Annotated in this window: 17 protein-coding genes; 9 read left to right on the top strand and 8 right to left on the bottom strand. The window is 72.4% G+C overall.

Annotated elements, in window-relative coordinates; all coding sequences use genetic code 11:
* Positions 1-73: 73 nt before the first annotated feature.
* Positions 74-2,173, bottom strand: a complete 2,100-nt coding sequence (locus tag OG556_RS36920; protein WP_331744285.1) for a hypothetical protein — start codon at positions 2,171-2,173, stop codon at positions 74-76.
* Positions 2,174-2,358: 185 nt separating this feature from the next.
* On the opposite strand from OG556_RS36920, the gene OG556_RS36915 reads away from it, so the two are divergent.
* Positions 2,359-3,312, top strand: a complete 954-nt coding sequence (locus OG556_RS36915; protein ID WP_371523107.1) for a hypothetical protein — start codon at positions 2,359-2,361, stop codon at positions 3,310-3,312.
* A complete protein-coding gene (locus tag OG556_RS36910) occupies positions 3,309-9,662 on the top strand; it encodes a hypothetical protein (protein ID WP_331744280.1) in 6,354 nt (2,117 codons plus the stop codon). The genes OG556_RS36915 and OG556_RS36910 overlap by 4 nt, the downstream gene beginning before the upstream one ends.
* Before the next feature lie 134 nt (positions 9,663-9,796).
* Here the strand turns inward: OG556_RS36910 and OG556_RS36905 are convergent, their stop codons facing one another.
* The gene (locus OG556_RS36905) at positions 9,797-10,510 is read right to left on the bottom strand and encodes a TNT domain-containing protein (RefSeq protein WP_331744278.1); all 714 of its coding nucleotides are present in this window, start codon (positions 10,508-10,510) and stop codon (positions 9,797-9,799) included.
* 399 nt (positions 10,511-10,909) lie between these two features.
* On the opposite strand from OG556_RS36905, the gene OG556_RS36900 reads away from it, so the two are divergent.
* The 3 genes from OG556_RS36900 (at position 10,910) to OG556_RS36890 (ending at position 13,355) form a co-directional block, all read left to right on the top strand.
* The gene (locus tag OG556_RS36900; protein ID WP_331744274.1) at positions 10,910-11,767 is read left to right on the top strand and encodes an alpha/beta hydrolase; all 858 of its coding nucleotides are present in this window, start codon (positions 10,910-10,912) and stop codon (positions 11,765-11,767) included.
* A 152-nt stretch (positions 11,768-11,919) separates the two neighbouring features.
* A complete protein-coding gene (locus OG556_RS36895; protein ID WP_331744271.1) occupies positions 11,920-12,615 on the top strand; it encodes a hypothetical protein in 696 nt (231 codons plus the stop codon).
* Between the two features lie 413 nt (positions 12,616-13,028).
* Positions 13,029-13,355, top strand: coding sequence for a hypothetical protein (locus OG556_RS36890; RefSeq protein WP_371523106.1), 327 nt, complete (start codon positions 13,029-13,031; stop codon positions 13,353-13,355).
* A 115-nt stretch (positions 13,356-13,470) separates the two neighbouring features.
* On the opposite strand, the gene OG556_RS36885 is transcribed toward OG556_RS36890, so the two are convergent.
* From OG556_RS36885 to OG556_RS36860, 6 genes are all read right to left on the bottom strand, one after another.
* A complete protein-coding gene (locus tag OG556_RS36885; RefSeq protein ID WP_331744268.1) occupies positions 13,471-14,412 on the bottom strand; it encodes a nitrilase-related carbon-nitrogen hydrolase in 942 nt (313 codons plus the stop codon).
* Between the two features lie 284 nt (positions 14,413-14,696).
* Positions 14,697-16,175, bottom strand: coding sequence for an MATE family efflux transporter (locus OG556_RS36880; protein WP_331744266.1), 1,479 nt, complete (start codon positions 16,173-16,175; stop codon positions 14,697-14,699).
* A 38-nt stretch (positions 16,176-16,213) separates the two neighbouring features.
* Positions 16,214-17,245 carry a cysteine synthase family protein gene (locus OG556_RS36875; RefSeq protein ID WP_331744264.1) on the bottom strand — a complete coding sequence of 344 codons (1,032 nt, stop codon included), beginning with the start codon at positions 17,243-17,245 and terminating at the stop codon, positions 16,214-16,216.
* Positions 17,246-17,283: 38 nt separating this feature from the next.
* Positions 17,284-18,627: a Y4yA family PLP-dependent enzyme gene (locus OG556_RS36870; protein ID WP_331744262.1), complete on the bottom strand. Its 1,344-nt coding sequence runs from the start codon at positions 18,625-18,627 to the stop codon at positions 17,284-17,286.
* On the bottom strand, positions 18,618-19,607 hold the full coding sequence (locus tag OG556_RS36865; RefSeq protein ID WP_331744260.1) for an ornithine cyclodeaminase family protein: 990 nt from the start codon (positions 19,605-19,607) through the stop codon (positions 18,618-18,620). The genes OG556_RS36870 and OG556_RS36865 overlap by 10 nt, the downstream gene beginning before the upstream one ends.
* 129 nt (positions 19,608-19,736) lie before the next feature.
* Complete coding sequence (locus OG556_RS36860; RefSeq protein ID WP_371523105.1) at positions 19,737-20,717, bottom strand: TauD/TfdA family dioxygenase; 981 nt, start codon at positions 20,715-20,717, stop codon at positions 19,737-19,739.
* 383 nt (positions 20,718-21,100) lie between these two features.
* Between OG556_RS36860 and OG556_RS36855 the strand changes: the two genes are divergently transcribed.
* The 4 genes from OG556_RS36855 to OG556_RS36840 are packed head-to-tail and all read left to right on the top strand — an operon-like array spanning position 21,101 to position 25,978.
* Positions 21,101-22,657 (top strand): ABC transporter substrate-binding protein, encoded by a 1,557-nt coding sequence (locus OG556_RS36855; protein WP_331744253.1) that lies wholly within the window; start codon positions 21,101-21,103, stop codon positions 22,655-22,657.
* Positions 22,654-23,652: an ABC transporter permease gene (locus OG556_RS36850; protein ID WP_371523104.1), complete on the top strand. Its 999-nt coding sequence runs from the start codon at positions 22,654-22,656 to the stop codon at positions 23,650-23,652. Before OG556_RS36855 ends, OG556_RS36850 begins: the two co-directional genes overlap by 4 nt.
* Positions 23,649-24,500 carry an ABC transporter permease subunit gene (locus OG556_RS36845; protein WP_331744250.1) on the top strand — a complete coding sequence of 284 codons (852 nt, stop codon included), beginning with the start codon at positions 23,649-23,651 and terminating at the stop codon, positions 24,498-24,500. The genes OG556_RS36850 and OG556_RS36845 overlap by 4 nt, the downstream gene beginning before the upstream one ends.
* On the top strand, positions 24,497-25,978 hold the full coding sequence (locus OG556_RS36840; protein ID WP_331744245.1) for an ATP-binding cassette domain-containing protein: 1,482 nt from the start codon (positions 24,497-24,499) through the stop codon (positions 25,976-25,978). The genes OG556_RS36845 and OG556_RS36840 overlap by 4 nt, the downstream gene beginning before the upstream one ends.
* The last annotated feature ends 3 nt before the right edge of the window (positions 25,979-25,981 follow it).

Raw genomic sequence — 25,981 nt, 5'->3', positions numbered from 1 at the left:
AGCCGAGGGCCGGGCGGCATTGGTGAGGTTCCGGCCCCTTTCGCTGCCTACCGCGTACGGCAGGTGGCGGCCGTCATGTGCCCCGGGTCGTCCCGGAATCGCTCCGGGGGGCGGCCGACAGGAGGCCGCTGTTCGGGGCGAGGGCGGTGGACAGTCGTCGTGTCCCGCGTCCTGGGTGCCGGGCCAGCTCGCGGAACAGGATGTCCACGGCCTCGCTCCGGGGACCGGTCGGAGCGAGGCGGCACCATCGGACGAGGTGCCGACAGGTCAGGTCGAAGACTCCGTCGTGGTCCAGGCTGCGGCGGATCAGTTCGACGACCGGCCGCATGCACGCGCCCTCGGCGAGGATTTCCTGCTGGAACCAGGACGCCTCGGTGAGGAGATCCGCCAGGAGGTGCGGAAAGAGGCGCAGGGCAGATTCGGCGTCGGCCTCGCCCTGCCGCAGCCGGCTCGCCAGGTGCCGCACAACCGTCGGCTGGCTGCCCGAGGTGAACAGGCTCACCACGGAGGGGCGGACGGCGCGTTGGACCAGCAGGCTCGGTTCACCGCCGGGCCCTTGGGCGACCCGTAGAAGGAGCTCCATGGCACGATCCGGCCGAGAACGTCCGAAGGAGGTGCCGCAGACGTGGGCCACGGTGCCGCGATGTCGCAGGTCATGGCTCCGACTCAACCGGTTCAGAAAGGACTCGACCTGCTCTGCCGGCGTCGGATCGGCGGCCGCTGCACTCAGGGCGTGGGCCGCGATCGCCCGGTCGGCGCCGCGTCCCGACGCGGCGAGGGCGCCGATCCGCCGGAACGCCTGGGGGCCGAGGCCGCAACCCGCGGCCAGGCCCAGGGCTCGGCCGGCCGCCGCGGTCAGTTCGGCGGTGTCGGCGACGTGTTCGAGCCATGTGGTCAGCGCGGCGGCGAGGCCGCTGTACTCGCGCCAGACATGTCGTAGGACCGCTTCCGCCTGCCGGTGTCGCGTGAATCGCACCGGTTCCAGCGTCCGGGGGTGAGGTGGCCCGGTGCGGATCTCCGGCGGCATCCGCTCCGCGCGGACGATGTGCAGCAGCTCCTCCCACGGCCATGCGAGGGCGAGTCGAGGATCGGCGTAGAACTGCGGGCTTCCGTCGTCGCCGTTCCCGGGTACGGTCCGAAGGGCACCGTCGAGGATGCCGAGGAGCCGCTCCGCCTGTTCCTGGACGACCCGGTGGTCGAGGCCTTCGAAGACGCAGACGGCCAGCAGGAACGCCAGGGCATGCGGGTTCGCGCGCAACTCGGCGACGATGCGCGGAGCTTCGCTGTCGGCGAGGAGGACCAGTCGCTCCTGCAGACTGCCGAGTGTCAGGGACTTCCCGGCCGAGGTGGCCACGGCCGTCGCCAACTCGGCGACTTCGGCGGGCACCAGTTCCGGGACGAGCAGTGTGTCCAGCAGGCCGGGCGCCAGGCCTCCGAGCAGCCGGTCGCGTTCGTCCGGGTCCGGTACTGCGGCTGCGAGGCGGGCCGCGAACACGACTTCGGGGATCGGTGGTTGATGCCTCAGTGGACTGATGCGGAGCTGGTGTTCCAGACCTCGGACGAGTTCGGGGCTGTCGGGTACGACGATCACCAGGTGGGCGTCGGCGTTGTCCAGCGACTGCTGGAGATGATGAACGGTGCTGAGCCTCAAGGAGCGCGGAGCCTGCCGGTCGTCCAGCAGGTAGCCGCCGGCCTCTCCTCGGTGGGGCCGCCACGACGACAGGTCCGTATCGCCGTCGACGGACCACAGCGCGCTGCCCGGCCGACCGCGGCGGAGAAGCAGGCGGAGCAGCAGATTGACGGCCGCGGTGCGCCGTCCCGTCCCCGGCCGCCCGGTGAGGAAGAACAGCCGCGCCCCAGGTGACGCCAGGGCGCCGGCGAACCAGTCCGGCTCTGCGAAGCCCGATTGCGCGTCGGCGAGTTCCGCCGGGGGGATCGGGCCGCTGCGGACGTGTGCGTGACGGTCCTCATGATGAGCCGCATGGTCGTTGAGGACGCGCTGGTCGCCGTGTACCGCACCGGTGTTGATGTTTCCGTATGGCGCGTAGATGACCGGGCCGGTCCGATCGCCGGCGCTCAGGAGGTCGGCCAGGTCCTCGAACGAGGTACCGGTACCGGCACCGCACTCCTCGTCCGCCGTCTCGTCGGGATGTGCGTCCGGGTGGTTGGCCATGGCAGGACGCTAGCGGGTTTCGAGGTGACGACGGGTAAACGCATGGATTCGACAGTGATGATCAACAAGACTGGTATACAGGGAAGTTGCCAGCTCGAAAGTCGTCCGAGCGGTCGCTCTGGACCGCTGCGGTGAACGGAGGAAGGGTGACGAAGGGTGCACGGGTGGGCGAACAGTCGGGAGCGGTGACCGTGCTGACGACCCTGCCGGTGATGTACCAGGCGCTTCTGGGCCAGCTGGACGAGGTGGAGCGATGGCCGGTCGGGGCGCGGGAGTTCGTGGCGTGCGGCCGGCTGGCCGGCAGTTCGTGGCGGGTCGCGCCCGTCCTCGTCGGCGGGTACGACCGGGCCGCCGCGGTGATTGCCGAACGTGTCGGTGAAGCCGAACCCACCGCCCTGTTCTTCGCCGACCTCGTGAACTGCCTGGAGGACGACATCGCGCTCGGCGACGTCGTCGTCGCCACCGAGGTGCATCACGAACTGGCGGGCCCGTACTCCGTGGGGCTCGGCGGCCCTCCACGGCCGTGGCAGCCGCCGGTGCCCCTGGTGCAGGATGCCTCGGCCGCTCTCACCGACGGGCGATGGCGCGACCGGATCGCCCCGGGGGTGCTCCTGACCGGGAGGCCGGCCATCCACTTCGAGCCGATCGTTTCCGGAGGCGCCCCGCTCGACGTGACGGTCGGAGAGGTGGCCGGTGGGGTGGCCGAATCGTTGAGCGGCGACCACCGGGACGCGGTGGCGGTCGACGACGGGCGCGCAGGGTCCGCGCTGGCGTACCTGCGCCGTGCCCGCCAGGCGTTGGTGGTGTGCGGGGTGGGCGGCCGTGCGCAGGATGCCGGACAGGCCGTCGACACCGACGGATCGCGATCGAGAGCGGCAGCTTCTGCCGCCGCCGCGGTGTCGTCCGTGATCGCCGGCCTCCCCCCGAGGCAGTCGGCCGGTCCAACCGGTGACACCTTCGCCACCACGTTCGCCACCACGTTCGCCACAGCACGGGAGCGACCTGCGGGCCGGACCGGCGGTGACCGCCGCTACGGCGGTGACCACTACGAGTTCAACGGAGTCTTCACGGGCTCGACGGTGACGGGCAGACAAGCAGGTTGCCGTGCGGAGCGGCCCCACTCGGATGGTGATCGTTGAGGAGTCTGTTCCAGGTCCAGGCCGAACGGCTGTGCCGGGTCCGGGCGGGCAGTGATCCGGTCGAGGACCTGTTCCCGCTCGGGTACGACGGCTTCCTGGACGAGGAAGCGGGATACCGGCCGGTGGACGGCGAGGTGCTCCCGGGGGCCCTGCTGCGGCCGGAGGAAGTGGCGGGAGCCGGGGTCATGGTGTTGCTGGGCGAGCCCGGCGGCGGGAAGACGACGGTGCTGCGGCGTCTGGTCGAGGACTTGGCGCCGCTGGACCCGGCGGATCCGGGGACCTCGGACGGCTACGTCTGGGTCGACGGCTCCGAGCTGACCGAGTACTCCTACCAGCAGCTGGTCGGACGGATTCTGGACGGCCTGCCCCGCAAGCCCCGCCGGAGCGGCGACGGCACGGCGGCGGCATCGGATGCGGCAGCCGCCCGCCGCCTGACCATCGTGCTGGACCAGCTGGACGAGAGCCCCCGGCTGCTCCCCCTGCACGGAGCCCTGGCGAGGTCGCTGAACGGCAGGGACACCACGGGCCTGCGGATGCTGCTGGCCTGCCGGACCGCCGACTGGCCCCCGCGGCTGACCGACGTACTCACCGAACACTTCAGCGACTGCCTGTTCGTCGACCTCGCACCACTGTCCCGTGCCGAGGCCGTGCGCCTGGTCGACAGCACCGGTATGGACGGCGAGCGCCTGGTGACCGCCGCGGTGTCGGTCGGCGCGGGCGCCCTGGCCAGCGCGCCGCTGACGCTGGAACTGCTCGTCCGTTCCTGCCGGGAGAACGACGGCCTGAGCGGTGATCCGCACGGGCTCTTCGCGAGCGGTGCCCGGCTGCTGGCCGCCGAACACGACCCCGGACGCAACACCCCGGGCCCACCGCAGACGTTGCCCAAGCAGCGCGTGGAGATCGCCGGCCGGATCGCCGCCCGGATGCTGCTGTCGGGACGACGGACGCTCTGGCACGAGCCCGCGCACCGCGATCAGCTGCACCGGCTCGACCTGGAGATCGACGACGTGGCCGGGGGAGAGGAGGAGACCGCGCCGGGGGACCGCTTCCAGGTCACCCCGCCGGCGGTGCGGGAGGTGCTTCACACCGCCCTGTTCACCGCGACCAACCGCGAACGCAGCGCGTTCCGGCATTCGTCGCTGTCGGCCTATCTCGCCGCCTCGTACCTGGTCCGTCGACGGCTGCCGCGCCGGCAGCTGAAGGCGCTCTTCCTGGTCGACATCCCGGGGGCGAGCGCGGCCCGCATCCCGCCGCCCCTGCGCGAGACGGCGGCCTGGCTGGTCGCCCTCGATCCGGAGCACGTCGGATGGCTGGCCGACGCGGATCCCGAGAGCGTGACCGTCCACAGCTCGCTGGTGCGGTCCGACGCGATGCGCGAGCTGATCGTCGCCCGGCTCCTGGAGGACGCGGCCGAGGTGGAGCTGAGCGCCAACCGGTGGCAGCTCACCCGCTGGAGCCTGCTGCACCCACGGTTGGGGGAGCAACTCCGTGCGGCCCTGGTGGGCGACCCGACCGCGCTGGACGACGACTGGCCGATGCGGGCGCGGGTACGGGTGGCTCTGCAACTCGCCCGGGGCTGCGCCGCACCCGCCCTGGTGGCCCCGCTGCTCGCCCTGTGCCGCGACGACCGCTGGCCGGCGACCGAGCGCAGGCTCGCCGTGAGCGCGGCGTTCGCCTGTGCCCCCGAGACGGCTGCGAGTGAACTGCGGCCCCTGCTCTGCTCCCTGGAGGACGACGAGTACGCCGCACGCGTCGATCCGGACGATGAGCTCCGAGGCGTCCTGCTGACCGGCCTCTGGCCCGGTCATCTCGACCTCGCGGCGGTGCTGAGGGTGCTGCGACCGCCGCGGAACACCCATCTGTACGGCAGCTATCGCGCATTCCTCCGGGTTCTGGTGGCCGACTGCGACGAGGAGCAGGCAGCCGGTCTGCTGGGCCGGCTGGTGGCCCGGGACTCCGGGTTCCCCGGTTCGGACGATCCGGCGGTGGAGCAGTTCGTCGACGCGGTCATCGATCGCGTGCTGAGCTCCGAGCGTGCCGCGGTGCTCTATCCGCAGGCGGCGGTGATCGTCGCCGGGCGCCTCCGGCGGCATGCGCGGGTCTCCTGCCCGAGCGCCATGGACGACACCGAGCCCGACGACACCGGGCCGGGCGCCTCCGCTTCCGCCGCGGCCCGGTCGCGCCGGTTGGCGTTCGTGGACGCGCTGGTCAGGGAGAGCCTCAGCGACGACCGATCGTCCGTGGTGGTGCTGTGGGAGCTCACCCGCCCGCGGTGGTCGGCACGGGATCGTGCTTCCCTGTGCAGTCTGGCGAAGGCGGAGGACTTCGGGTGGGTCCTGGACCAGGGGGATCGGGCGGCGCAGGCTGGCGAGCCGGAGGTCGCGGAAGCCTACGCGACCCTCGCGTCCTACCTCTACCGCCACGATGACCAGGAGGCTTTCGAACTCCTCTGGGAGCGGCGGGAGGACCCGACCTGGGCGCGACTGAAGTGGATCTTCGAGGGAGTTCCGCTGGCCGGTGAGACGGCGGACTCCCTGCGCATGAATTCCGAAGCCGAACGCGATGCGTCCGAGCCGGCCGACGCATCCGCCGAACTGTCCGGTTTTCAGCATGCGGCACTCGCCGGTGCCCGAAACGGTGACACCGACAGCTTCTGGAAACTGCTGTGGAACCTCCAAGTGCCTCTCGAAGGCGGCAGGACCGAGGCGTGCGACAGCGGTGACATCAAGGACTGGCCGGGCGCCGCACTGTTCTCCGCCGAGCAGCTTGCCGAGCTTCCGGGCTGCGCGCTGCACTACCTCCGGGCCGAACACGACCACCGCGATTCCTGGCTCGGGACGGACAAGCAGGACCTGCGAGCCTGGGCGGGCCATCAGTCGCTCGTCCTCCTGCACCGGGCCGGCCGAATCGGCGAGGTTCCCGAACAGATCTGGCGCCATTGGACAGCGGCAGTCGCGTGCAGTCCGCCGACCGCGCCCGAGGGGGTGCTTCGTGAGGTGCAGGCGGCGCTGCTGCGCCTCGCCGCCGAGCACGCGCCGGACGATTTCGCGGAAACCGTCGAACGATGCGTCCGAGCAGACCTGGAGCACGGGCAGCACCCTTGCAACCTGCGGCTCCTGGAACCGCAGTGGTCCGCGCCGTTGGCACTCGCGATGGAGGGCCTGGCCCGGTCAGTGGCCGAGGGGATCGGGCAGTCAGCGGGTGACGACAGGGTGGACAGGGCGGCGTTGGACACCTGGTCGGTGCTGCTCGAAGCCTTGCTGCCGGCGGGAAGCGCGTCGGTACACGCTCTCGTGGCCGAGGTGCTGAAGGGGGTCGCGGACTTCCAGGAGCCCGTCCGAGCGGAGCTGGCGGTCAGGGCGGCCAAGGCGCTGCTGACCACGGACTCGCCCGGGGCGTGGCCGCGCCTTCGGACGCTGACCGGTAGATCGGAGTCGTTCAGCCGCGGCCTGGCGGAGGCCTGTACCGCGGAGGCGGCAAGGCAGCGGATCGAAGCACCGCTGGCAGAGGCCGAACTGGCCGAGCTCTACCGCTGGCTGCACTCCTTGTCCGCCGCAACCGAAGCCGCCTACCCCCTGGGAGCCCATTCCATCGGTGTCGAGCAGCAGGTCGTGGAGTGGCGGGACGCCATCCCCCGGACGCTGACTCGCCGATGCACCCCGGAAGCGCTCCATGTCCTCAAGTCACTGGTCGCGGAATTCCCCTGGCGACTGGGTCTGAAGTCCGCGCTCGTCGCCGCACAGAACGGCTACGCCGCGGCCGGATGGTCGGGAGTTCCCCTCGATGAACTGGTCGGCATCCTGTCGTTCCCCGGACAGCGGGGAACGATCGTCCTGGGGGACCACTACGAGTTCAACGGTCACTACATCGACACGAACGTCATCGGACAGCTGAACGGCCGGTCCGAACTCCCCTCGCCCGAGGACGGGTTCGCCCGCCCGATCGGCCTCGATCGCGAGGCTGCCGTCGCTGCGCGCCACGTCCGGCGGGCGGTGTCCGGCGACGACGCGTCGAGTGGGCAGGCCAGGAGGGACGCACTCCTCGCCGGCCTGTCCGCCAGCCGGGGACGGCTGGTGACGCGTTGGATCGCCGTGGGGCTGGCACCCGAACTGGCGGAGGAGCTGGCCGAGGACGGCGCCGTCGGCGCGTGCCCGGAGTTCGGGCGATTCCACAGCGGACGCAGGATCGCCGTCCTGACGGGCGACTTCGGCTCGGGGAAGACCGTCGCCCTGGAACGCGAGTACCGGACGTCGGTGCTGCGGGCCGTCGACGACCTCCGTGCGCCGCTGCCGGTCCACCTCACCGTGAAGTCGAGCGGGTCCGACCTGCTGCGAGCGCTCGACGAACAGGTCGCACGGTTCCCCGGCGACCACGACCAGGTGACGGTCTTCCTCGACGGCCTGGACGAGTTCGGTGCCGGGCGCTCGGCGGAGATCCTCGACGACCTCCGGGAATGGGTCTACAGCGCGTCCGGCCGGAAGGTCCTGGCCACCAGCCGCCCCGACAGCCTCCTTCAGAGCACCGACTGTCTCACCCTGCCCGCTCTCTCGGACACCGAACTCCGCGACCTCCTCGACAGGGTGGGGGCACCACGGGCGCTGGCGTGGCACTCCAACCCCGAGATCCGCGACGCACTGCACCGGCCGCTCTTCGCGCTGATCGCCGCCGACTGCCGGAAGGCCGGCTCCGATGTACCCCACACACGGGGGGAGTTCCTCGCCGCCCTCGTCGAACGGGCGCTCGCGCGGGCCCCCGGGCTCGGTGACGACACGTACGGCCTGCTCGGCCGGCTCGGGCGGCTCACCCTGGACTCCGGTGGCGCCGTCCCGGCGGGCGAGGCCGGGACGAGGGAGGAACAGCTGCGACTCGTCCGGACCAGGCTGGTCGTCCACCGGCAGCGCACGCTCACCTTCGCCCTCCCGGTGCTGGGACAGTACTTCGGCGGCCAGTACGTCCTGGACAACGGACTGCCGGAGCTCGTGGGGTTCTCGCCGCAGCGCCGGGACCGCTGGCGGGACGCCCTGACCTTCGTTGTCTCCAGCGGTCCCTGGGACCGCGTGACGGCTCTGCTGAGCGATCTGACGGCCGTCGACCCCGGGTTGGCCGCATGGATCACCGAGAAGGCCGTCCCGAGCTTCGGGCACGGATCGACGGTCGCGCACCCCGAGGCCCTCGAATGCGCCCGGCGCCTGTCCGGGACGCTCGACGCCTGGCTCGGCGGAGTCGGCCGCGCGAGCGCGCTGCTCAGCTGCTCGGACGGAACCGGCCGAGGGGTCCCGATCGGGGTCGGATCGGGCACCGAGAGTTCCAGCAGTCTCGGCCTCGTGTTCGCCGACCCAGCAGCCTTCGACGGCCGTGAGCGCTTCTTCGAGACCACTGCCCCGCCGGACCTGAAACGAGGCGAAGTGGACGGGCTGAGGATCACCTCGATGCGTTCGGTGACCGTCGCGTCCGATGTCCCGGCCTGGCCGTGGCGGCTCTCGCTGTCCTGGGTGAAGAGCAGCATGGCACAGGTGCTGGAGCACAGGGCCTTTCCACTGCCGGACAACCCGGCCGCGTGCCTGGAAGAGGCTTGGCGTCTCTCCCGGCTGCTGACCGACCAGCGTGGCACAGGGGCGCACCGTCCCGTTCCGATCCCCGACGTCGTCTCCACGATCGACGAGATCTTCCGCCATGCGCCGGACGCCGTCCTGCTGCGGTTCCGGCGCGGCGAGGTCGTGTCGAGGTCGCAGTTGGCGGAACTCCGCGACCGGTGCGTCGAACAGAGCCTCCCGATCACGCGTGACGGATTGATCCACCGCCCCTACCCGGTACCGGACGTCCCGCCGGAGCAGATATCGGGCGACATTTCGAGTGCGTACAGCGAGGAGGTGCTGATCGACCTGGTCGGACAGGTCTACTCCGGCGCCCTCTCCATCTACGAGGACATCGTCGCGCAGTACCTGTCTCCCGTCCGGCGGACCATGTTCCTCGGCGGTGCGCTGCCGGTGCGGTTCGCCTGCAAGATCAGCTGGCCCCCCGCCGGGAGCGACCGCGGCTGGGGTTTCGGGCCCACGTTCTCGCGGGTCGTCGTCCCGTTGCCGCTCGGTTCCTCGTCACACGTCGATGTCACCCGGGTGGAGGACGTCCTTGCCGAGCCCGACTCCTGGCCGTGGTCCGGCTCCGTCGACGGCCAGGCCGACTTCCGCCACCTCCGCCCCGAATCGGCCGCATGGTCCAGCCGGAGCGTCGTCCGTGAGGCCCTGTGGGTGTTCGGGGACACTCCGGCCACGGCTCTCGCCTACAACTGGCTGGCGAAGGACCTCGATGCGGTCGGGCTCTCCGATTCGGTCAGCCCATCCTTCGACTAGCCGTACTACCCGGTGTCGCCGCAGGTCACAGCCCCGTGCCGACTGCAGTGCCGGCCCCGCCGAGCGCGTAGCAGGGCGGGGCTGGGCGGTTGCCGGTTGCCGGGCGTGCGCGGTCAGGTCCGCCCGGGTGGGGGTCAGGCGTCGTTCTGGCCCGACAGACAGAAGGTCTTGTCGGCGGTGTGTTCGGTCAGGTACCCGGCGGTGATGAGGCCGGCGACGTCGTACGTGCCCGGGATGTCGCCCGGCTTCAGGTCGGGGTCGAGCCACTGCTGGAGTCCGTTGCCCGGCTGGGAGAACGCGCCCGCGATGTGTCCCTGCTGGACCTGGAACGGCCTCTGCACCTCGAAGCAGTGGTAGTTGTCGTCGCCTCCGTTGAGGGAATCCGGCGGAAGGGCGCGCTGGGGGAACGGCGTGCCGCCGGGGGCGAGGTAGGAGCCGTAGGCGTTGTTCCCGAAGCGGTCCAGCTTCTGGCTCTTCGTGATGGTCTGTACGGTCTTGTCGAGGGTGCCGTTGTTGTCGGTGAAGCCGTTGTTGTCCGGGTACTTCCACCCCCGCCAGTCCCGGTACCAGTCCAGGAAGCGCACCGGCGTCACTCCGCCCAGCCGGTCGTAGCCCGTCAGCAGCTTGCTCACCACGGCGTCCGTCGGCAGGGTGACCGGGCCGAGTTCCTTCCGGGTGCAGAGGTAGTTCTCGGCGCCGGGATCGCGGACCTTGGGGACGCCGTCGCACTCCGCGATCGGAACCCCTCGGGAGGCGGAGGACTGCGCGGCGGCGGTGCCGGTGGCGGCCAGCCCCGTCAGGGGTAGGGCGAGCGCCAGTGAGAGGGCGGCGAGAGTGGGGGTGCGCATGGGTGGGCGGCTCCGTTCGGGGCGCGGGGCGGGGAGGGGCCGGGCGGGTTGCGGCCGTCGGCTCGTACGGCGGACCGTGTGGCCGCCGGACCCGCGCACAGTTACGCACGGCGATTTGCCTTCGTGCACGCACAAGATGTCCGACGCCACTGGTGCCCACCCGTTCGGCCGATGCCGCTGACGGATACTCGGCTCGCTGCGGCGCCACGCGCACTGCCGCCCCTGGCCTGGACGGCCGCCGGTGGAGCAAGTGCCGAAGGCGGAAGCGTGGTGTTCCCGCTCCGCCTGGAGCGTCGGAGCGCAGTCGTCGGTGAAGAGCGGGTTCATGCACGGGCATCGGCCGTGGATCGAGGTCTAGTCTCAAGGGAGTTGATGTCCTTGACTTCGGGAGGATGACCTGTGGCAGCCGTGCACGTGACCGTGTGGGATAACCGCGACCGGGTCGGGGGAGGCCGGGCCCCGACAGCTTCGGTGACCCCTGTGACTCCGGCGGCTGCTGCCGCCCCCGTCCTCTTCGTCCACAACATCTTCACCTGGGGCAGCGACTCCACGTACGGGTTCGCCGGGCAGCGGCCCCTCGCGGACAGCCGGCGGCTCCTCCTGATGGATCGCCGGGGCTACGGCGACAGCCCGGACACCGCGCGCAGCGACTTCGAGGTCGACGCCGAGGACATCGTGGAGGTTCTCGGCGACGGGGCCTTGGCCGTGGGGCCCGGCGGCGCCCACCTCGTGGGGCACGGGAACGGCGCCGTCGCCGTGCTCATCGCCGCCGCGCGCCGACCCGACCTCGTCCGCTCCCTCGCCCTCCTCCAGCCCTCCGCCTTCACTGCCGCCGCACACCACCCAGTCGTCGCCGACCTCCTCGACCGGGTGCGCGACGGTGCCCCGGGCATCCCGGACGGCGTCACGCCGGAGCAGTATCTCCGTGAGTCCACCGAGGGGTTGGGGATGGCCATGCCCGAGCCCACGTCGCGCCGGCTCCGTGCCGTCGCCACCTCCATGGGGGAGCGGCCCGTCTGGGAGGCGGAGATCCCGTTGGAGGCGGTCCGGGGCGCCGCCCTGCCGACCCTGGTGATCTGCGGAACCTGGGAGCGCGCGCCGGCCGTGTACCGCGAGCACGTGGGGCTCCCCCTCATGGCCGTGGCCGAGTCCCTCACGGACTCCCTCGGGGCCCGCCTCCTACGGGTGCCCGGTTACTACCCGCACACCCAGGAGCCCGCCGCCGTCAACGCGGCCCTGCGGGAGTTCTGGGGCTGACCGTGCGTCCGGGCGGGCGCGGCTGCCCTGCCGGCAGGGCCCCCGGTGAACTCCCTCGCGCCCGCCGGGTATCCCTGGCATCATCCGGCGTGCGGCCCGGGGGGTCACCGGGGTGCGTCACACACGGACGCGGTAGGGCGGGTGGGGATCCGATGGACGGCTGGGCGGCGAATCCGAGCAAGCCGAAGCGACGGTGGCGGGACTCCCGTACCGCGCGCACCCTGATCGTCCTCGCGGGCCTGCCGCTGGTCGTCCTCGGCTTCGTCCTGTTCGTCGGCACCTTCGAGGAGCGCGGTGCCTCCCGCACCGCCCCCGTGTGCGATGCTCCGACGCCCGGGCGGGACGCCGGCTGCCTGCTGCTGGAGAGCGGCCAGGTCACCAGGAAGTGGCTGTCCTTCTCCGACGACGGGAACAGCTACTACCTGAACATCGCGCGCGAGGCGGGCTCCGCCCAGAAGTACGAGGTCGACGAGTCCCTCTACCGGCACGTGGAGGCCGGCACCGCCGTGGACCTGAAGATCTGGAAGGGCATGGTGGTCCGGATCGCCCACGACGGGCACGAGGTGAGCACCCTGACCCTGTCCTGGCGCGGTTGGCTCGCTCTGGCGGGAGCCACGCTGCTGATCGCCGTGGGCACGGTGGTGACCGCCTTCGGACTGCCCGGCCGGAACCCGGAGTTCTGGAACAGCTCGCCGGTCCTGCTCATGGGGATGGTTCTGGTGACCGGCATGGGTGTCGTCGTCCTCACGCTGGTGCAGTGGCCCTTCCCGGTGACCATCGGCCTCGCCGTCGCGGCCTGGCTGATCGCGATGCCGACCGTCAGGTACCTGCACACGTCCTTCTCCTAGTGGTGCTTGGCAGGTGACCCCGCGCGCGGCCTTGGTGTCGGCCGTCGTGCTTCGGCACATGCGGAGCCTGCTCGGTGGTGCCGTAGCATCCGGATGGCAGAACGCACACTTTTTAGCGGGGGAGAGTACTGCACTTGTTGAAGAGATCGACGGCCGTGCCGGCCGGGGCGGCGGCACGGGTGGCCTGCGCGGCGGTGCTGATGGTGTCGGGTGCCCTGGTGCTCGGCTCGTGCTCATCCGTGGGGTCGCCGGGCGGAGGGCGGGAGACGGCGAGTGAGCCCACACGTGTCGAGTCCCGGGAGGAGGCGTTGGCCCGGGCGGATCGGGTTCAGGACCACGTGCGCGAGCTGACGGGCCTTGAGCGGGATCCGTGGGGCAAGCTCATCGGCTACTACAGGTGCAAGGGGCGGGGGTTGGGTATCGCCGATGAGGGCGAGGCGTACCAGCTCAGTTCGGGGAACCTGTTGAAGGCCACGGACGACCAGCGTCCCGAGGTGCTGCGGGCGCTGCGGGAGAAGCTGGCGGGCGAGGGCTTCAAGATCACCTCGTCGGCGTCCGGTTCGGACGCTCAGTCCACCCCGCCCACCGGGGAGTTCGATGCCGTCCGCGAGTCCGACGGCTACACCGTTTCGGCGGGCGTGTCGAAGCCCGGCCAGGGTGTGAGTGTGATGGTCGTCCTGCCCTGCCAGGCCCCGCCGTCCGCCGGCGCGGCTTCGCCTGCTCCGACGGCCACCACCTGAGGTCGGTCCGGGCGGGTGCGTCAACTGCGCTATTGGAAAGGGTAGTTGGCAGTAGTCCCGGCGCGTCGGCTCGTGGTGGCGGGACGCCCCGGCGTGGATGCGCCGGGGCGTCCGGTCAGGCGTCGGGGCTCGCCGCGGTCAGCGGGGCGTACAGCTCGGGGCGGCGGGTGCGCAGCAGGCCGAACTCCCGCCAGTCCCGGCACTGGTCGAGGTCGAGGTCGGCGACGAGGACGGCGGGCCGGTCGCGCGGGGCGCGGAGCAGGATCCGGCCGTACGGGTCGGAGATGAACGACGAGCCGTAGAAGGTGGACCGGCCCTCCGTCCCGATCCGGTTGGGCACGATCATGAACAGCGCGTTGGCGAGGCCGTTGGCGCTGATGGCGTGCTCCCACATGGGCCGGGTGTCGAAGTCCGGGAGGTCGACCTCGGAGCCGATGGCGGTGGGGTGGACGAGGACTTCGGCGCCGCCGAGCGCGTAGGCGCGGGCGAGTTCGGGGAACCACTCGTCCCAGCAGGTGGGGAAGCCGAAGGCGGCGCCCTGGTGGGCCAGGACGGGGAACCCGCTGTCGCCGGGGCGGAAGCACAGGTCCTCGCGGTAGCCGGGGAAGGCCGGGATGTGGTTCTTCCGGGTCCTGGCGACGAGGGTGCCGTCGCGGTCCACGCAGACGGCCGTGTTGTAGCCGAGGCCGCCGTCCTCGGCGCGCTCGTACAGGGAGGCGTGGACGCTGATGCCGAGTTCGGTGGCGAGTTCGGCGGCGAGGCGGGTGGTGGGCCCCGTCTCGACGTCCTCCAGGTAGCGGGCGGCGCCCTCGCCCATCGGGTCGTCGGTGTTGCAGAAGTAGGGGCTGCGGGTCAGCTCGGGCAGGCACACCATCGTCGCGCCCTGCGCGGCGGCGAGTGCCACGCCCTCGCGAAGCCGGGCGTCGTGCTCGGCCGGGTCGGCGTACCAGCGCATCTGCACGAGCCCGACGCGCAGCGGTGTGCGTTCGGCCGGCCTGGTGCGGCCGGGGGAGCCGAGCGGGGAGCCGAAGGAGGTGAGGACGGCGTACGAGGTCACGGGCGGACCGTCCTCGTCTGCCGGCGGGACGTCCGGCAGGTGCCGGAGGCGGGGCCTCCGGCGGACGTGCGGCCGGTGGTGGTGGACGTGGTCATGGATGTTCCTTCTGTTCTCTGGTGCTGGCACGGCCCTGCGGTGTAACTGAAAGTTCAGTCAGCTTTGCTGGCGTGGTGAAGAATCTAGCCACGCCGGAACGTTCCGGCAAGGGGTGGGGGCCCGCGAAGGAACAGCACGAGCCGCCGGAGGGCGGGGTGGGTCGTGCCCCGGCACCTCCGGCGGGCGGGTCAGGCTCCGGCGGCGACGGCGTCGGGCGCCGCGGCGGCCTTCGCGGTGAGGGCGCGGCTGTAGCGGCGCAGGAGGAGGGCGGCGGTGGTGGCGAGGCCGAGGAGCAGCCCGAACCAGAGGCCGCGGATCTCGCCGCCGAGGGGGTAGGCGAGGAGCCAGGCACAGGGCAGGCCGACGGCCCAGTAGCCGATGAGGGTGATGCGGAAGCCGCTCCTGGTGTCGTCGAGGCCGCGGAGCAGTCCGACGCCGATGTTCTGGGCGCAGTCGAAGAGCTGCAGGACGGCCACCAGGACGAGGAGGCTGGTCGCGATGGTCAGGCCCTGCTGGTCGGCGGGCGCGTCCGGGTCGAAGTAGGGGCGCAGGACGAGGTCCGGGACGGTGAGGTAGACGATGCCGACGAGGGCGGTGACGGCGGCGCCGCAGGCGAGTGCGGTGTTCTTGATGCGGCGGGCGGCGGCGTGCTCGCCGAGGGCGAGTTCGCGGCTGACGTTGATGGAGGCCGCGTGGGAGAGGCCGACGGCGACCTGGAAGACGATGTAGACGAGCTGGTTGACGGCGGTGTGGGCGGCGAGCGCGGCCGGGCCGAAGCTGCCGGCGAGCAGGGCGGTGACGGAGAAGAACCCGGCCTCGGAGCCGTAGGTGGCCGCGATGGGGGTGCCCAGGCCGAGCAGGCGGCGGACGGTTGCCGGATCGGCGCGCCAGAAGTCGAGGCTGAGCAGGGGGGCGAGCTGCGGGTCGCGGCGGGCGGAGGCGTAGAGGGCGAGGAAGGACAGCAGGTAGACGCTGCTGGTGGCGACGCCGATGCCGGTGAGGCCGAGCCGGGGCAGGCCCCAGGTGCCGTGGATGAAGGCCCAGTTGAGGGCGGCGTTGACGGCGACGGAGGCGAGGGTGATCTGCAGCAGGGCCTGGGGGCGGCGCATGCCGACGGTGAACTGGCGGACGGCCTGGAACCAGAGGCAGGGCACGAGGCCGGGGGCGAGGGCGGCGAGCATGCCCTGCGCGCGGTGGGCGACGGTGGCGTCCTGGCCGAGCCAGGTGGCGGCCTGGCCGATGAGGACCATCAGGACGGCGCCGGCCAGGCCGGCGAGGGTGGCGACGGCCATCGCGGCACGCACCAGGCCCCGGACCTCGTGGTCGGCGCCGGTGGCCGGTTCGGTGACGGCGTCCGGTTCGGCGGCGGCCTCCTTGGCTCCCGCCTTCTCGGTGCCGGCCGCCTCGGCGCCGCGCTCGGCGCGGGCCGCTGCCGCTGCCACCTGGTTGCCGACGGAGGTGACCAGCCCGACGCCCATGGTGCGGAGCTGGTTGAAGATCACCAGGGCGAGGCCGCCGGCGGCCAGCGCCTCGGTGCCCAGGACGCCCATCATGATCGTGTCGGTGGTGGTGAGGGCGACCTGGGCGAGCTGGGTGAGGGCGAGCGGGACGGCGAGGGCGGTGAGGGCGCGGCTGTCGCGCGCCAGGGTGGTCAGCTGCTGCTGCATGGTGGGTGTCACGTCTCTGAATGTCACGTCTCTAGAAGTCAGGGCCTGCGGAGTTTGGAGAGGGACTCGTCGATCTCGGCCTCCACAGCTTCGTCGATGAGGTTGCGGGCGGTCATCCAGTCGTCGTTGAAGACGGTATCCATGTACTTCTCGCCGCCGTCGTTGATGAACGCGACCATGACGGCGTCCGGCGGAAGGGTCGTCAGGCGGGCCAGGGCGTCGTGGACGACGCCGCCGGCGGAGCCGCCGATGAGCAGGCCGGTGCGGCGGGCGACGACGCGGGCGGTGGCGAAGGCCTCGACGTCGCCGACCTTGACGCCCTCGTCGATGAGGTCGTAGTCGACGAGCAGGCCGATGGTGGCGCCTTCGGGGGTGCCGGTGCCGGACTGGTAGTAGTCGTGGGCGGGCGGGCCGAAGGCGATGGAGCCCTTCGGCTCGACACCGACGACCGAGACCCCGGGCACGTACTTCCTGAGCTCGCGGGCGGTGCCGCACAGGCCGCCGCCGGTGCCGACCGCGCCGATCAGCACGTCGACCCGGTTGTCGAGGGCCTGGGCGATCTCCCGGCCGACCGCGAAGTAGCCCACCGCGTTGCTGGGGTTGTTGTGCTGCTCGGTGAAGAACGTGTTGTCCTTGCCGCGGGCCATCTCCTCGGCCAGTTCCTCGCGGGCGGCGGTGTGGAGCTCCTCGCCGTCGGTGTCGGCGTCGACGTACACGAGCTCGGTGCCCATCGCCTTCATGCCGCGCAGCTTGTCGGCGGCGGCGTGGTTGTCGACGACGGCGGTGAAGCGGTGGCCGCGCTCGGCGGCGACGACGGCCAGCCCGAGGCCGGTGTTGCCGGAGGTGGACTCGATGATGTGGCCGCCCTCGCGCAGCAGACCGCGCTCCTCGGCGTCGAGGACCATCTGCCGGGCCATACGGATCTTGGCGCTGCCGGTGGGGTTGAACATCTCCAGCTTCAGCAGGAGGCGGGCGCCGTTGTCGGCGCGGGCGAGCTCGAACAGCGGGGTGCAGCCGATGAGGTCGGTCATCCGGGTGACCACCGGGGGGCGGTGGAGGGCGTCGGTCATGGCAGGGAGCGCTTTCTCGGGAGCGGGGTGGCGTGGGGTCACAGGGCCGGGCGGCGGTCGAGGCGCCAGCGCAGCCGGCCGTTCTCGTGGTGGATGACGACCTTGGCCGGCAGGGGGAGGTCGTGGAAGGGCGACTCGTTCGAATCCATCTGGTAGCCGGCGGTGTTGGGATAGACGAGCAGGTCGCCGACCCGGGGGCGGCGGGGGAAGGCGATCTTGCGCCAGGTGAGCAGGTCGGAGTCGAGGCAGCTGGCCCCGCCCACGCACGCCCGGTACTCCGCGGCGTCCTGGTCGGGGTGCGCGGTGAGGAGCAGGGGGTCGGGCAGGTACTCGCTGTTGAACCACTGCTCGGACAGGCTCAGGCTGCTGCCGTCGACGGTGACGATCCCGTACCCGGGGCGGTCCTTGACGCCCTGGACGGCGAACACCGAGGATCCGGCCCCGGCCAGCAGGGCGCGTCCGGGTTCCAGCAGCAGCATCACGCCGGCCTCCCGCAGCCGCCGGGCCAGCGGGGCACCCGTGCCGTGGGGGCGGGCGGCGAGGACGGCCCGCAGGGCGTCGGCCCCGGCGACGGGCGAGTGGTAGGGGTAGAAGTCGCTGGTGCTGAAGGACTTGCGGGCGTGGTAGTCGTCGGGGCCCTGCTCGGCGAGGAAGGTGTGCCAGGCCTCGGCGGGCACGTAGTCGACGGCGAAGCCGCCGCCGATGCTGATCCGGTCGGCCTGCAGCCCCAGGAGCCTTGCCTTGAGGCAGAGTTCGACGAGTTCTCCGGCGAGGTCGGTGCGGGGCTGCACGTCGTAGCCGGACAGGTGGAAGCTGAAGCCCTCCATCCGGACCCGCTCCTTCGCCGCGGCGCAGCGCTGCAGCGCGGTGTCGAGCTGGTCGTCGGTGAGGCCGAAGCGGCTGCCGGTCCGGGTGGGCGGGAAGCGGCGCAGCAGGATGCGGACGGGCCGGGGGACGTCCAGGTGCAGGACGCGGCTCAGTTCGTCGAGGGAGTCGACGGCTATCAGCGCGCCCTGGAGGGCCGCGACGCGCAGCAGCGGCTCGGCTTTGGCGGGCCCGGTGACGACGATGTCCTCGCCGCGCACACCGTGGCCGAGGGCTTCGCGCAGCTCGCCGTGGCTGGCGACGTCCACGCCGGCTCCCGCGTGGGCGCAGCGTTCGACGAACGCGGCGGCCTTGTTGGCCTTCTTCGCGAAGTGCACCGTGCCCTCGACCTCCGCTTCGTCGAGCGCGGCCCGGAAGGCAGCCAGGTTGGCGTCGAAGCGTTCGGGCAGCACGAAGTGGAACGGTCCGCCGAAGGCGTGGGAGAGGTCGTGCAGGAGGTCTCCGGCCGCGAGCCCGTCGTGGAGGGGATCGGGGTGGGCGGGAAGGGTCAGCGCCACAGCGCGACCTCGGTGCCGAGGTCCTGGTCGGCGGCGAGCTGGGCGAAGCGGTGGCCCAGCGCGATGTCGGTGACGACCAGGCCGCTGTTGTAGGCGAAGATCCGCTGGCCGGGTGCGGTACGGGCCTGGGAGGCGCCGGAGATGACGACGGGCAGCTCCACGTCGACGGCGGGCAGGTTGCCGTCGGCGTCGGCCATGTCGGTGCCGGTGACGCGCATCTGGGCCTCGCTGGTGGCGATGACGCGGTCGGCCCGGTGCAGCGTGGACGGGGCGAGGCCGTGGCCGACCAGGATCGCGGTCGCGCCGGGCTTCAGCCAGTCGGCCTCGACGGCGGCGGAGGTGTGAGCGCCGGCGGTGGCGACGATGACGTCCGCGTCGTGCGCGGCGCGCTTCAGGTCGGTGACCAACTCCAGCTCGCGGCCGGGGAAGTGGCGCTCCAACTCCTGGCGGACGGCGGCTATGCCGTCGGGGTGGGTGCCGGCCAGCAGCAGCCGCTCCAGCTTGGGCAGGGTGGTGAGCAGGAACGGCAGCGCGAGGCGGCCCTGGGTGCCCGTGCCGATCACCAGCGCCGTGGAGGCGTCGGGGGAGGCGCACTCGCGGGCCAGCAGGGCGGAGACGGCGGGGGTGCGGAGGGAGCCGATGCGCGAGCAGTCCATCATGGCGACCGGCAGGCCGGTGACGTCGTCGTAGACGGTCAGCGTCGTGTAGTAGTGCTGCTCCTCGCGGCCCTTGTCGAGGCCGTGCTTGTACGAGGTCTTGATGGCGACGACGTTGCGCGCCCCGTCGCGGCCGAGCATGGCGTAGGAGACGGAGTGGCCGTCGGCGGGCTTGACGGTGAGTTTGCGCGGGTTGTCGGACTGGCCCGCGGCCAGGGTGCGGTAGGCCTGTTCGACGGTGTCGACGACGTCGGTCAGGGTGATGTCCAGGCCGGCGAGGTCGCTGGTGGAGAGTACGCGCAGGGTGGTGTCGTCCCGGTCCACGGGGGTGCCCTTTCGGATGGGTGAGGCGGCATCTGGAAGGCAGGAAGGCAAGTGAGTAAGTCGGTAAGTCAGTGAGCCGGTAAGTCAGTAAGGCATGAAGTCGGTGAGGCAGGAAGGCGTGAGGGCAGGTCAGGCGGTCAGGGCGGCCTGGCCGTAGCCGTGTTCGTCGTGTTCGGCGGCCGGGCGGGTGGGTCGGTCCTCGACGCGCACGGAGGCGCGCTTGAGCCAGCGGTCGGTGCCGTCGTAGCGCGCCCGGAAGGGGACGCGGCCGTGGACGACGATGTCGTTGTCGACGACCAGTACGTCGCCCGGCTCCAGGCTCACCGCCACCGAGACGCGGGCGAGTTCGTCCTCCAGGCGCCGGTAGGCCGCGCGCCAGGTCTCGTCGGCGTCCTCGACCGGCGTGTAGGCGGGGTCGAAGCGCATGGTCAGGCCCTCGGGTGCCGCGTAGAGGGTGGGCACCGGTGCGGGTCGGCCGGTGAACTGCTGGGCCTGCTCGTAGGCGTCGTCGGGCAGGATCGGCACGGTCGGACGCTCCAGCTGGGCGACGTCCTCGTCGGCGAGTTCGGTGAGGCGGATGCTGGCCGCGGTGGTGGCGATGTTGTCGTGGTTGCGCATGCAGCACAGCAGGAGCAGGTGGGCGCGGCCGGGGTGGAAGGCGTCCTCGGTGTGCGGGGTGAGCAGGACGGAGCTGGAGGCGCCGGTCTGCTCGCTCTCGTGGCCGGGCGAGGGAACGATGTTGTGTACGAAGCGGCCGTCCTGCTGGCCGTCCCAGGCGATCGGGGTCCCCATCAGCGTGGAGACGAGCAGCAGGACCACGTCCCACAGCGCACCCGCGTCCCCGACGGTCGACCAGTGGCCGGGTGTCGGGCCGAGCTCCGCGTCGTCGGGGTGCAGTCCGCGCAGGACGAACAGGCCGTCGGCGGTGTCCACGGGGCGCAGCGCGTGCCGGAGTCCGGGGCTGAGCTGGGCGCACATCACGGGGAGGTCGGCCAGCAGGCGGGGACTGGTCGCAGAGCCGTGGAAGTCCAGCAGCTTGGCGGCGGTGGCGGTCAGTTCCGCGGTGGCGGCGGGGTCGAGACGGCGTACCGGGGCAGGGCAGGTGGGCACGGCGGGGCCTTCCGTCGGCAGGGGCGGGGAGAAAGGTGTTGCGGGCACGCGGCATCACCGCGCCGGTGCGGGACGGCGGGCGGGAGCAGCGCGTGAGGCGTGGGGTCCGGGTCGGCTCGGACGGCCGGACGACAGGAAACGTAACAACGACTTTGAGGTAAGGCAAGCCTTACCCGATCGGATGTCTACATTTACGTAGTCTCAGTTCGAGGCGGCGGCGCACGTGCCGCGCGGGGGCAACTCCGCTGCTCGGATTGCTGTTTGCGGCAGGGGGGCGCACACCCTGCGGGCCGGTGCGCTCCGCCGGGCGGCTTGCGAGCCGTCTCAAACTTAGGGTAGGTAAGCCTAAGCAAATCGAGCTCAACCCGAATCGAGGAACGAACGTGGGCGTCACCAGACGACAGCTGCTGTGGGCCGGTGCCGGTGTCGGGGCGGCCGGCGCGCTCGCCGCCTGCGGCGGTGGCGCGGGCGGAACCAAGGACGCCGCGTCCGCGGGCGCGGCGTCCTCGCAGCCCCGCGCCGGGGGGACGCTCAAGGTCGGCGCTCTCGGCAAGGCCTCCGCGATCACCCGCGACCCGCACGGCACGCAGGCCAACGAGAGCGACTACCTGATCATCAGTCTGATCTACGACACGCTGGCCGTTCCCGGATCCACCGCCAACACCGTCCCGCGGCTGGCCTCCTGGAAGCCGTCGGAGGACCTGAAGACCTGGCGCTTCACGATCGCCGACGGTGCGACGTTCCACGACGGCACCCCGGTCACCGCCGCCGACGTGGTCTGGTCGCTGCAGCGCCTGCGCAACACCCCGGCGGGCAGGAGCCGGCTGCCCGGCATCCAGCCCGAGGGCATCAGGGCCGAGGACGAGAAGACCGTCGTCCTGGTCTCCGACTACCCCAACGCGGACCTGCCGCTGCAGACCCGCCTGACCACCTTCGTCCTGAAGAAGGACACCAAGGACGACGCGATAGCCGGCGCCCCCGGCACCGGCCCGTTCAAGCTCGACTGGTACCGCGACGGCAACGCCCGGCTGGTGCGCAACGACAACTGGTACGGCGGCAAGGTGCTGCTCGACGCCGTCGAGGTGCGCCTGTTCGAGAGCCCGCAGGCCATGGCCAACGCCCTGCTCGCCGGGCAGATCGACCTCGCCTCCAACGTCGGCGCCGTCGCCGCCCGCACCGCCGAGGCCCGCAAGGACGTCCAGATCCTGCGCCGCCCCAACGACATGGCGATGCCCGTCGTCATGCGCACCGCCGACGGCCCGTTCGCCGACGCACGGGTGCGCGAGGCCCTGAAGCTGGCGGTCGACCGCGACGCCATGGTCAAGCAGGTCCTCTCCGGCTACGGCAGCGTCGCCAACGACATCCTCGGCACCGGCGACCCGGCCTTCGCCAAGGACATACCGCAGCGGGGGCGCGACCTCGCCAAGGCCAAGCAGCTGCTCTCCGACGCCGGGTTCGACACCTCCCGGACCTACGACCTGATCACCACCGAGGACGTCTCCGGCCTCGCCGAGTCCGCGACCCTGTTCGCCACCCAGGTCCGCGAGGCCGGTGTGAAGATCAACGTCGTGAAGCAGGACTCCAAGGCCTTCTGGGACGCCACCTGGCTCAAGGCGCCGCTCTACACGACGTACTGGGGCACCAACGACTCGGTCGTCTTCTTCGCCTCCAAGACGATGCTCTCCGACGCCGGCCAGAACGAGTCCGGCTTCAAGGACCCCGCGTTCGACGAGGCCTACCGCACGGCCATGGGCACCGCCGACGCCGCCGCGCGCGACAAGCTGCTGCACCGGCTCCAGGAGATCGAGTTCGCCCAGTCCGGCTACCTGCTGTGGGGCATGGCCGACGGCATCGACCTCGCCGGAGCCGCCGTGCGCGACCTGCCCAGGCTCCCCGGCTACGGCCGCGTCCAGCTCGAGAAGACCTGGCTGGCGCGTTGACCACGCTTCAGCCGGCCGGCGCCCGCGCGCCGCAGGGCATCCCGGCCCGCATCCTCCCCGGTGCGGGCCGGGTCGCCCGTCAGGCGGCCCGGCGCCTGGTCCTGCTCGTCGTCCTGCTCGCCGGCGTCTTCGCGGCCGTCGAGCTGCTCCCGGGCGACGCCGCCGGCGCGACCGCCGACCGCGGGGTCACCGCCGCCGACCTCGCCGCCCGCCGCAGCGCCCTCGGGCTCGACCGCCCGGTGGTCGAACGCTTCTGGGACTGGATGACCGGCCTGCCCACCGGCGACCTCGGCGTCACCGCGCGCGGCCAGCACGTCACCGACATCCTCGCCGGCCCCTTCCCCAACACCCTGCTCCTGGGCACCATCGCCCTCGCCCTGAGCACCATCGGCGCCCTCGCGCTCGGGAGTTGGGCCGCCCTGCGCCCCGGCGGACGCACCGACCGCGCCATCGACGCCGTCTCCACCGCCGCGTTCGCCCTCCCGGAGTTCGTCGTCTCCGTCGCCCTCCTGCTCGTGCTGTCCCAGTGGACCGGCTGGCTGCCCGCCGTCACCCTCACCGGCCCCGACGGAGCCCCCGAGTCCTGGACCATGCTCGTGCTGCCGGTGCTCTCGCTGGCCATCCCCCAGATCGGCTGGAACACCCGCATCGTGCGCGGCGCGCTCGCCGACCAGGCGGCGCTGCCGCACGTCCAGGCCGCCGTCCTCGACGGCCTCGCGCGCCGACGCATCCTCAGCCACCACATGCTCCCCGGCGCCCTGTCCGCCATCGCCGTCGGCATCGCCACCTCCGCCGGCATGCTGCTGGGCGGCACCGTCGTCGTCGAGACCCTCTTCAACTACCCCGGCATCGGCGCCGTCCTGGCCGGGGCCATCGCCGACCGCGACACCCCGCTCGTCGCCGGAGTCGTGGCCGCGGCCGGCGCCGCCATCAGCCTGCTCCTGCTGCTGGCCGACCTCATCCGCACCACCGCCCTCGGAGAGGAGCGCCGATGACCGCCGATGCCCCGACCGCAGCGGCCCCCGCGCCCGCCACCCGGCGCAGCGGGCGCGTGCTCGTCCGCGCCGTCCCCGCGCTCCTGCTCGTCCTGCTCGCCCTCGCCGGACCGCTCCTCGCCCCGCACCCCATCGACACCCCCGTCACCATCCCCTACGCCGAATCAGGCGGCGACGCGCCGCTCGGCGGTGACCAGCTCGGCCGCGACGTCCTCAGCCGCCTGCTGACCGGCGGCGCACCCCTGATCGCCACGGCCGTGGCCATCGCCCTGGTCGTCACGGCGGCGGCCACCGTCCTCGGCATCCTCGCCGTCCTGCGGCCCCGGCTCGGCCGGTGGATCGAACGCTCCGCCGACCTGACGATCCTCCTGCCCTCCGTCCTCGCCATCATGCTCATCGCCCTGGCCTGGCCCGCCGGCGGGCGCCTGGCCGTCGCGGCCGCCGCCACCCTCCTGGGCATCCCCTACGCCGTGCGCATCGTCGCCGCGGCAGCCGCCCCCATCGCCGCCACCGGCTACGTCGAGGCCGCGGCCGTCGGCGGCGAACGCCTGTGGCACCTGACGGTCCGCGAGGTGCTGCCCAACCTGCGCTCCACCCTCCTCGCCCTGTTCGGCCTGCGCTTCGTCGAAGGCGTCTACATCGTCTCGGTCGCCGCCTTCCTCCAGCTCGGCCCCCAACCCCCGGAAGCCGACTGGGCGTTGATGATCCGCGAGAACGCCGCCGGGATCACCCTCAACCCCTGGGCGGTCGGCGCGCCGTGCCTGGCCATCGGGCTGCTCGCCATCAGTGTCAACCTCGCCGCCGAAGCCCTCGCCCCCGCCCGGCCGACCCCGGAGACCCCGCTGTGAGCACCGCCGCCCCCGCCGCCCGCGCCACGGGCCTGTCCATCGCCCTCGCGGACACGCCCCTGCTCACCGGCGCCACCCTCACCCTCACCCCGGGCCGGGTCACCGCCGTCACCGGCCCCTCCGGCGCCGGCAAGACCACCCTCCTGCGCGCCCTCGCCGGAGCCCTCCCGCCGGGCGCCCGCGTCACCACCGGCACCGTCGACGTCCTCGGCCACGACATCCTCGCCCTCGCGCCCGAGGACCTGCGCCGCCTTCGCCGCCACAAGCTCGCCTTCGTCGGCCAGGACCCCGGCTCCGGACTCAACCCGCGGATGCGCGTCGACCGCCTCCTGACCGAGACCGCCGCCGACCGCCGCCGAACCTCCGTGCCCGACCTGCTGCGCGCGGTCCGCCTTCCGGCCGACGAGCGCCTCGAACACCGCCGCCCCGCGGGCCTGTCCGGCGGTCAGCAGCGGCGTGTCGCCCTTGCCCGCGCCCTCGCCCGACGGCCCGAGATCCTCCTCCTCGACGAACCCACCGCCGGCCTCGACCCGGCCCTGCGCGACGACATCGCCGACCTGCTGCGCGAGATCGCCGAGTCCGACGGCCTCGCCATCGCCCTCACCAGCCACGACCCCGACTTCGTCGCCCGCTGCGCCGACGACGTCCTGGCCCTGTGGCCCGACCGCCCGGCTGCGGCCCCGGCTGCGGCGGCCCCGGCTGTGGCTGTGCCGGCAGCGGCCGTGCCGGCCGCACGGGTTCGTCCCCGGGCCGCCTCCGGAACCTCGCCCGTCGTGGAGGTGAAGGCGCTCAGCGCCGGCTTCGGCGCGGTCCGCACCCGCCACCGCGTCTTCGCCGCCGTCGACCTCGTCCTGATGCCCGGCACGCTGACCGGGATCACCGGCCCGTCCGGATGCGGCAAGAGCACGCTGCTGCGCACCCTGGCCGGCCTGCACCGGCCCGAGTCCGGCAGCGTCGTCCTCCACGGCGAACACCTGGCCCCGTCCTACCGGCGCCGCAGTCGCGACCAGCGCCGCCGCATCCAGCTCGTCCCCCAGAACCCCCTCGGCGCCCTCAACCCGGCCCACACCGTCGGGGCCACCCTCACCCGGCCGCTGAAGCTGCACTTCGGCCTCCCCTTTGCCCGGTGCGAGGAGCGCGTCGCCGACCTGCTCACCGCCGTCGGCCTGCCCCCGCACTACGCGACCCGCCACCCCCACGAACTCTCCGGCGGCCAACGCCAGCGCGTCTCCCTCGCCCGCGCCCTGGCCGCCGAACCCGACGTCCTGCTCTGCGACGAGGTCACCTCCGCCCTCGACAGCGACACCACCGCCGCGCTCATGGACCTCCTCGACGACCTGCGCACCAGCCGGGGCCTGGCGGTGGTCCTCGTCAGCCACGACCTCCCCCTCGTCACCGGCCGCGCCGACCACGTCCTGCCGCTCGCGGGCCCCCACCCCGCACCGCTCACGGCGCAGCAGCCCGCCGGCGTCCGCTGACTC

This window comes from Kitasatospora sp. NBC_01300, assembly GCF_041435235.1.
GTDB lineage: Bacteria > Actinomycetota > Actinomycetes > Streptomycetales > Streptomycetaceae > Kitasatospora.
This window is presented reverse-complemented; position numbering and strand designations above follow the sequence as displayed.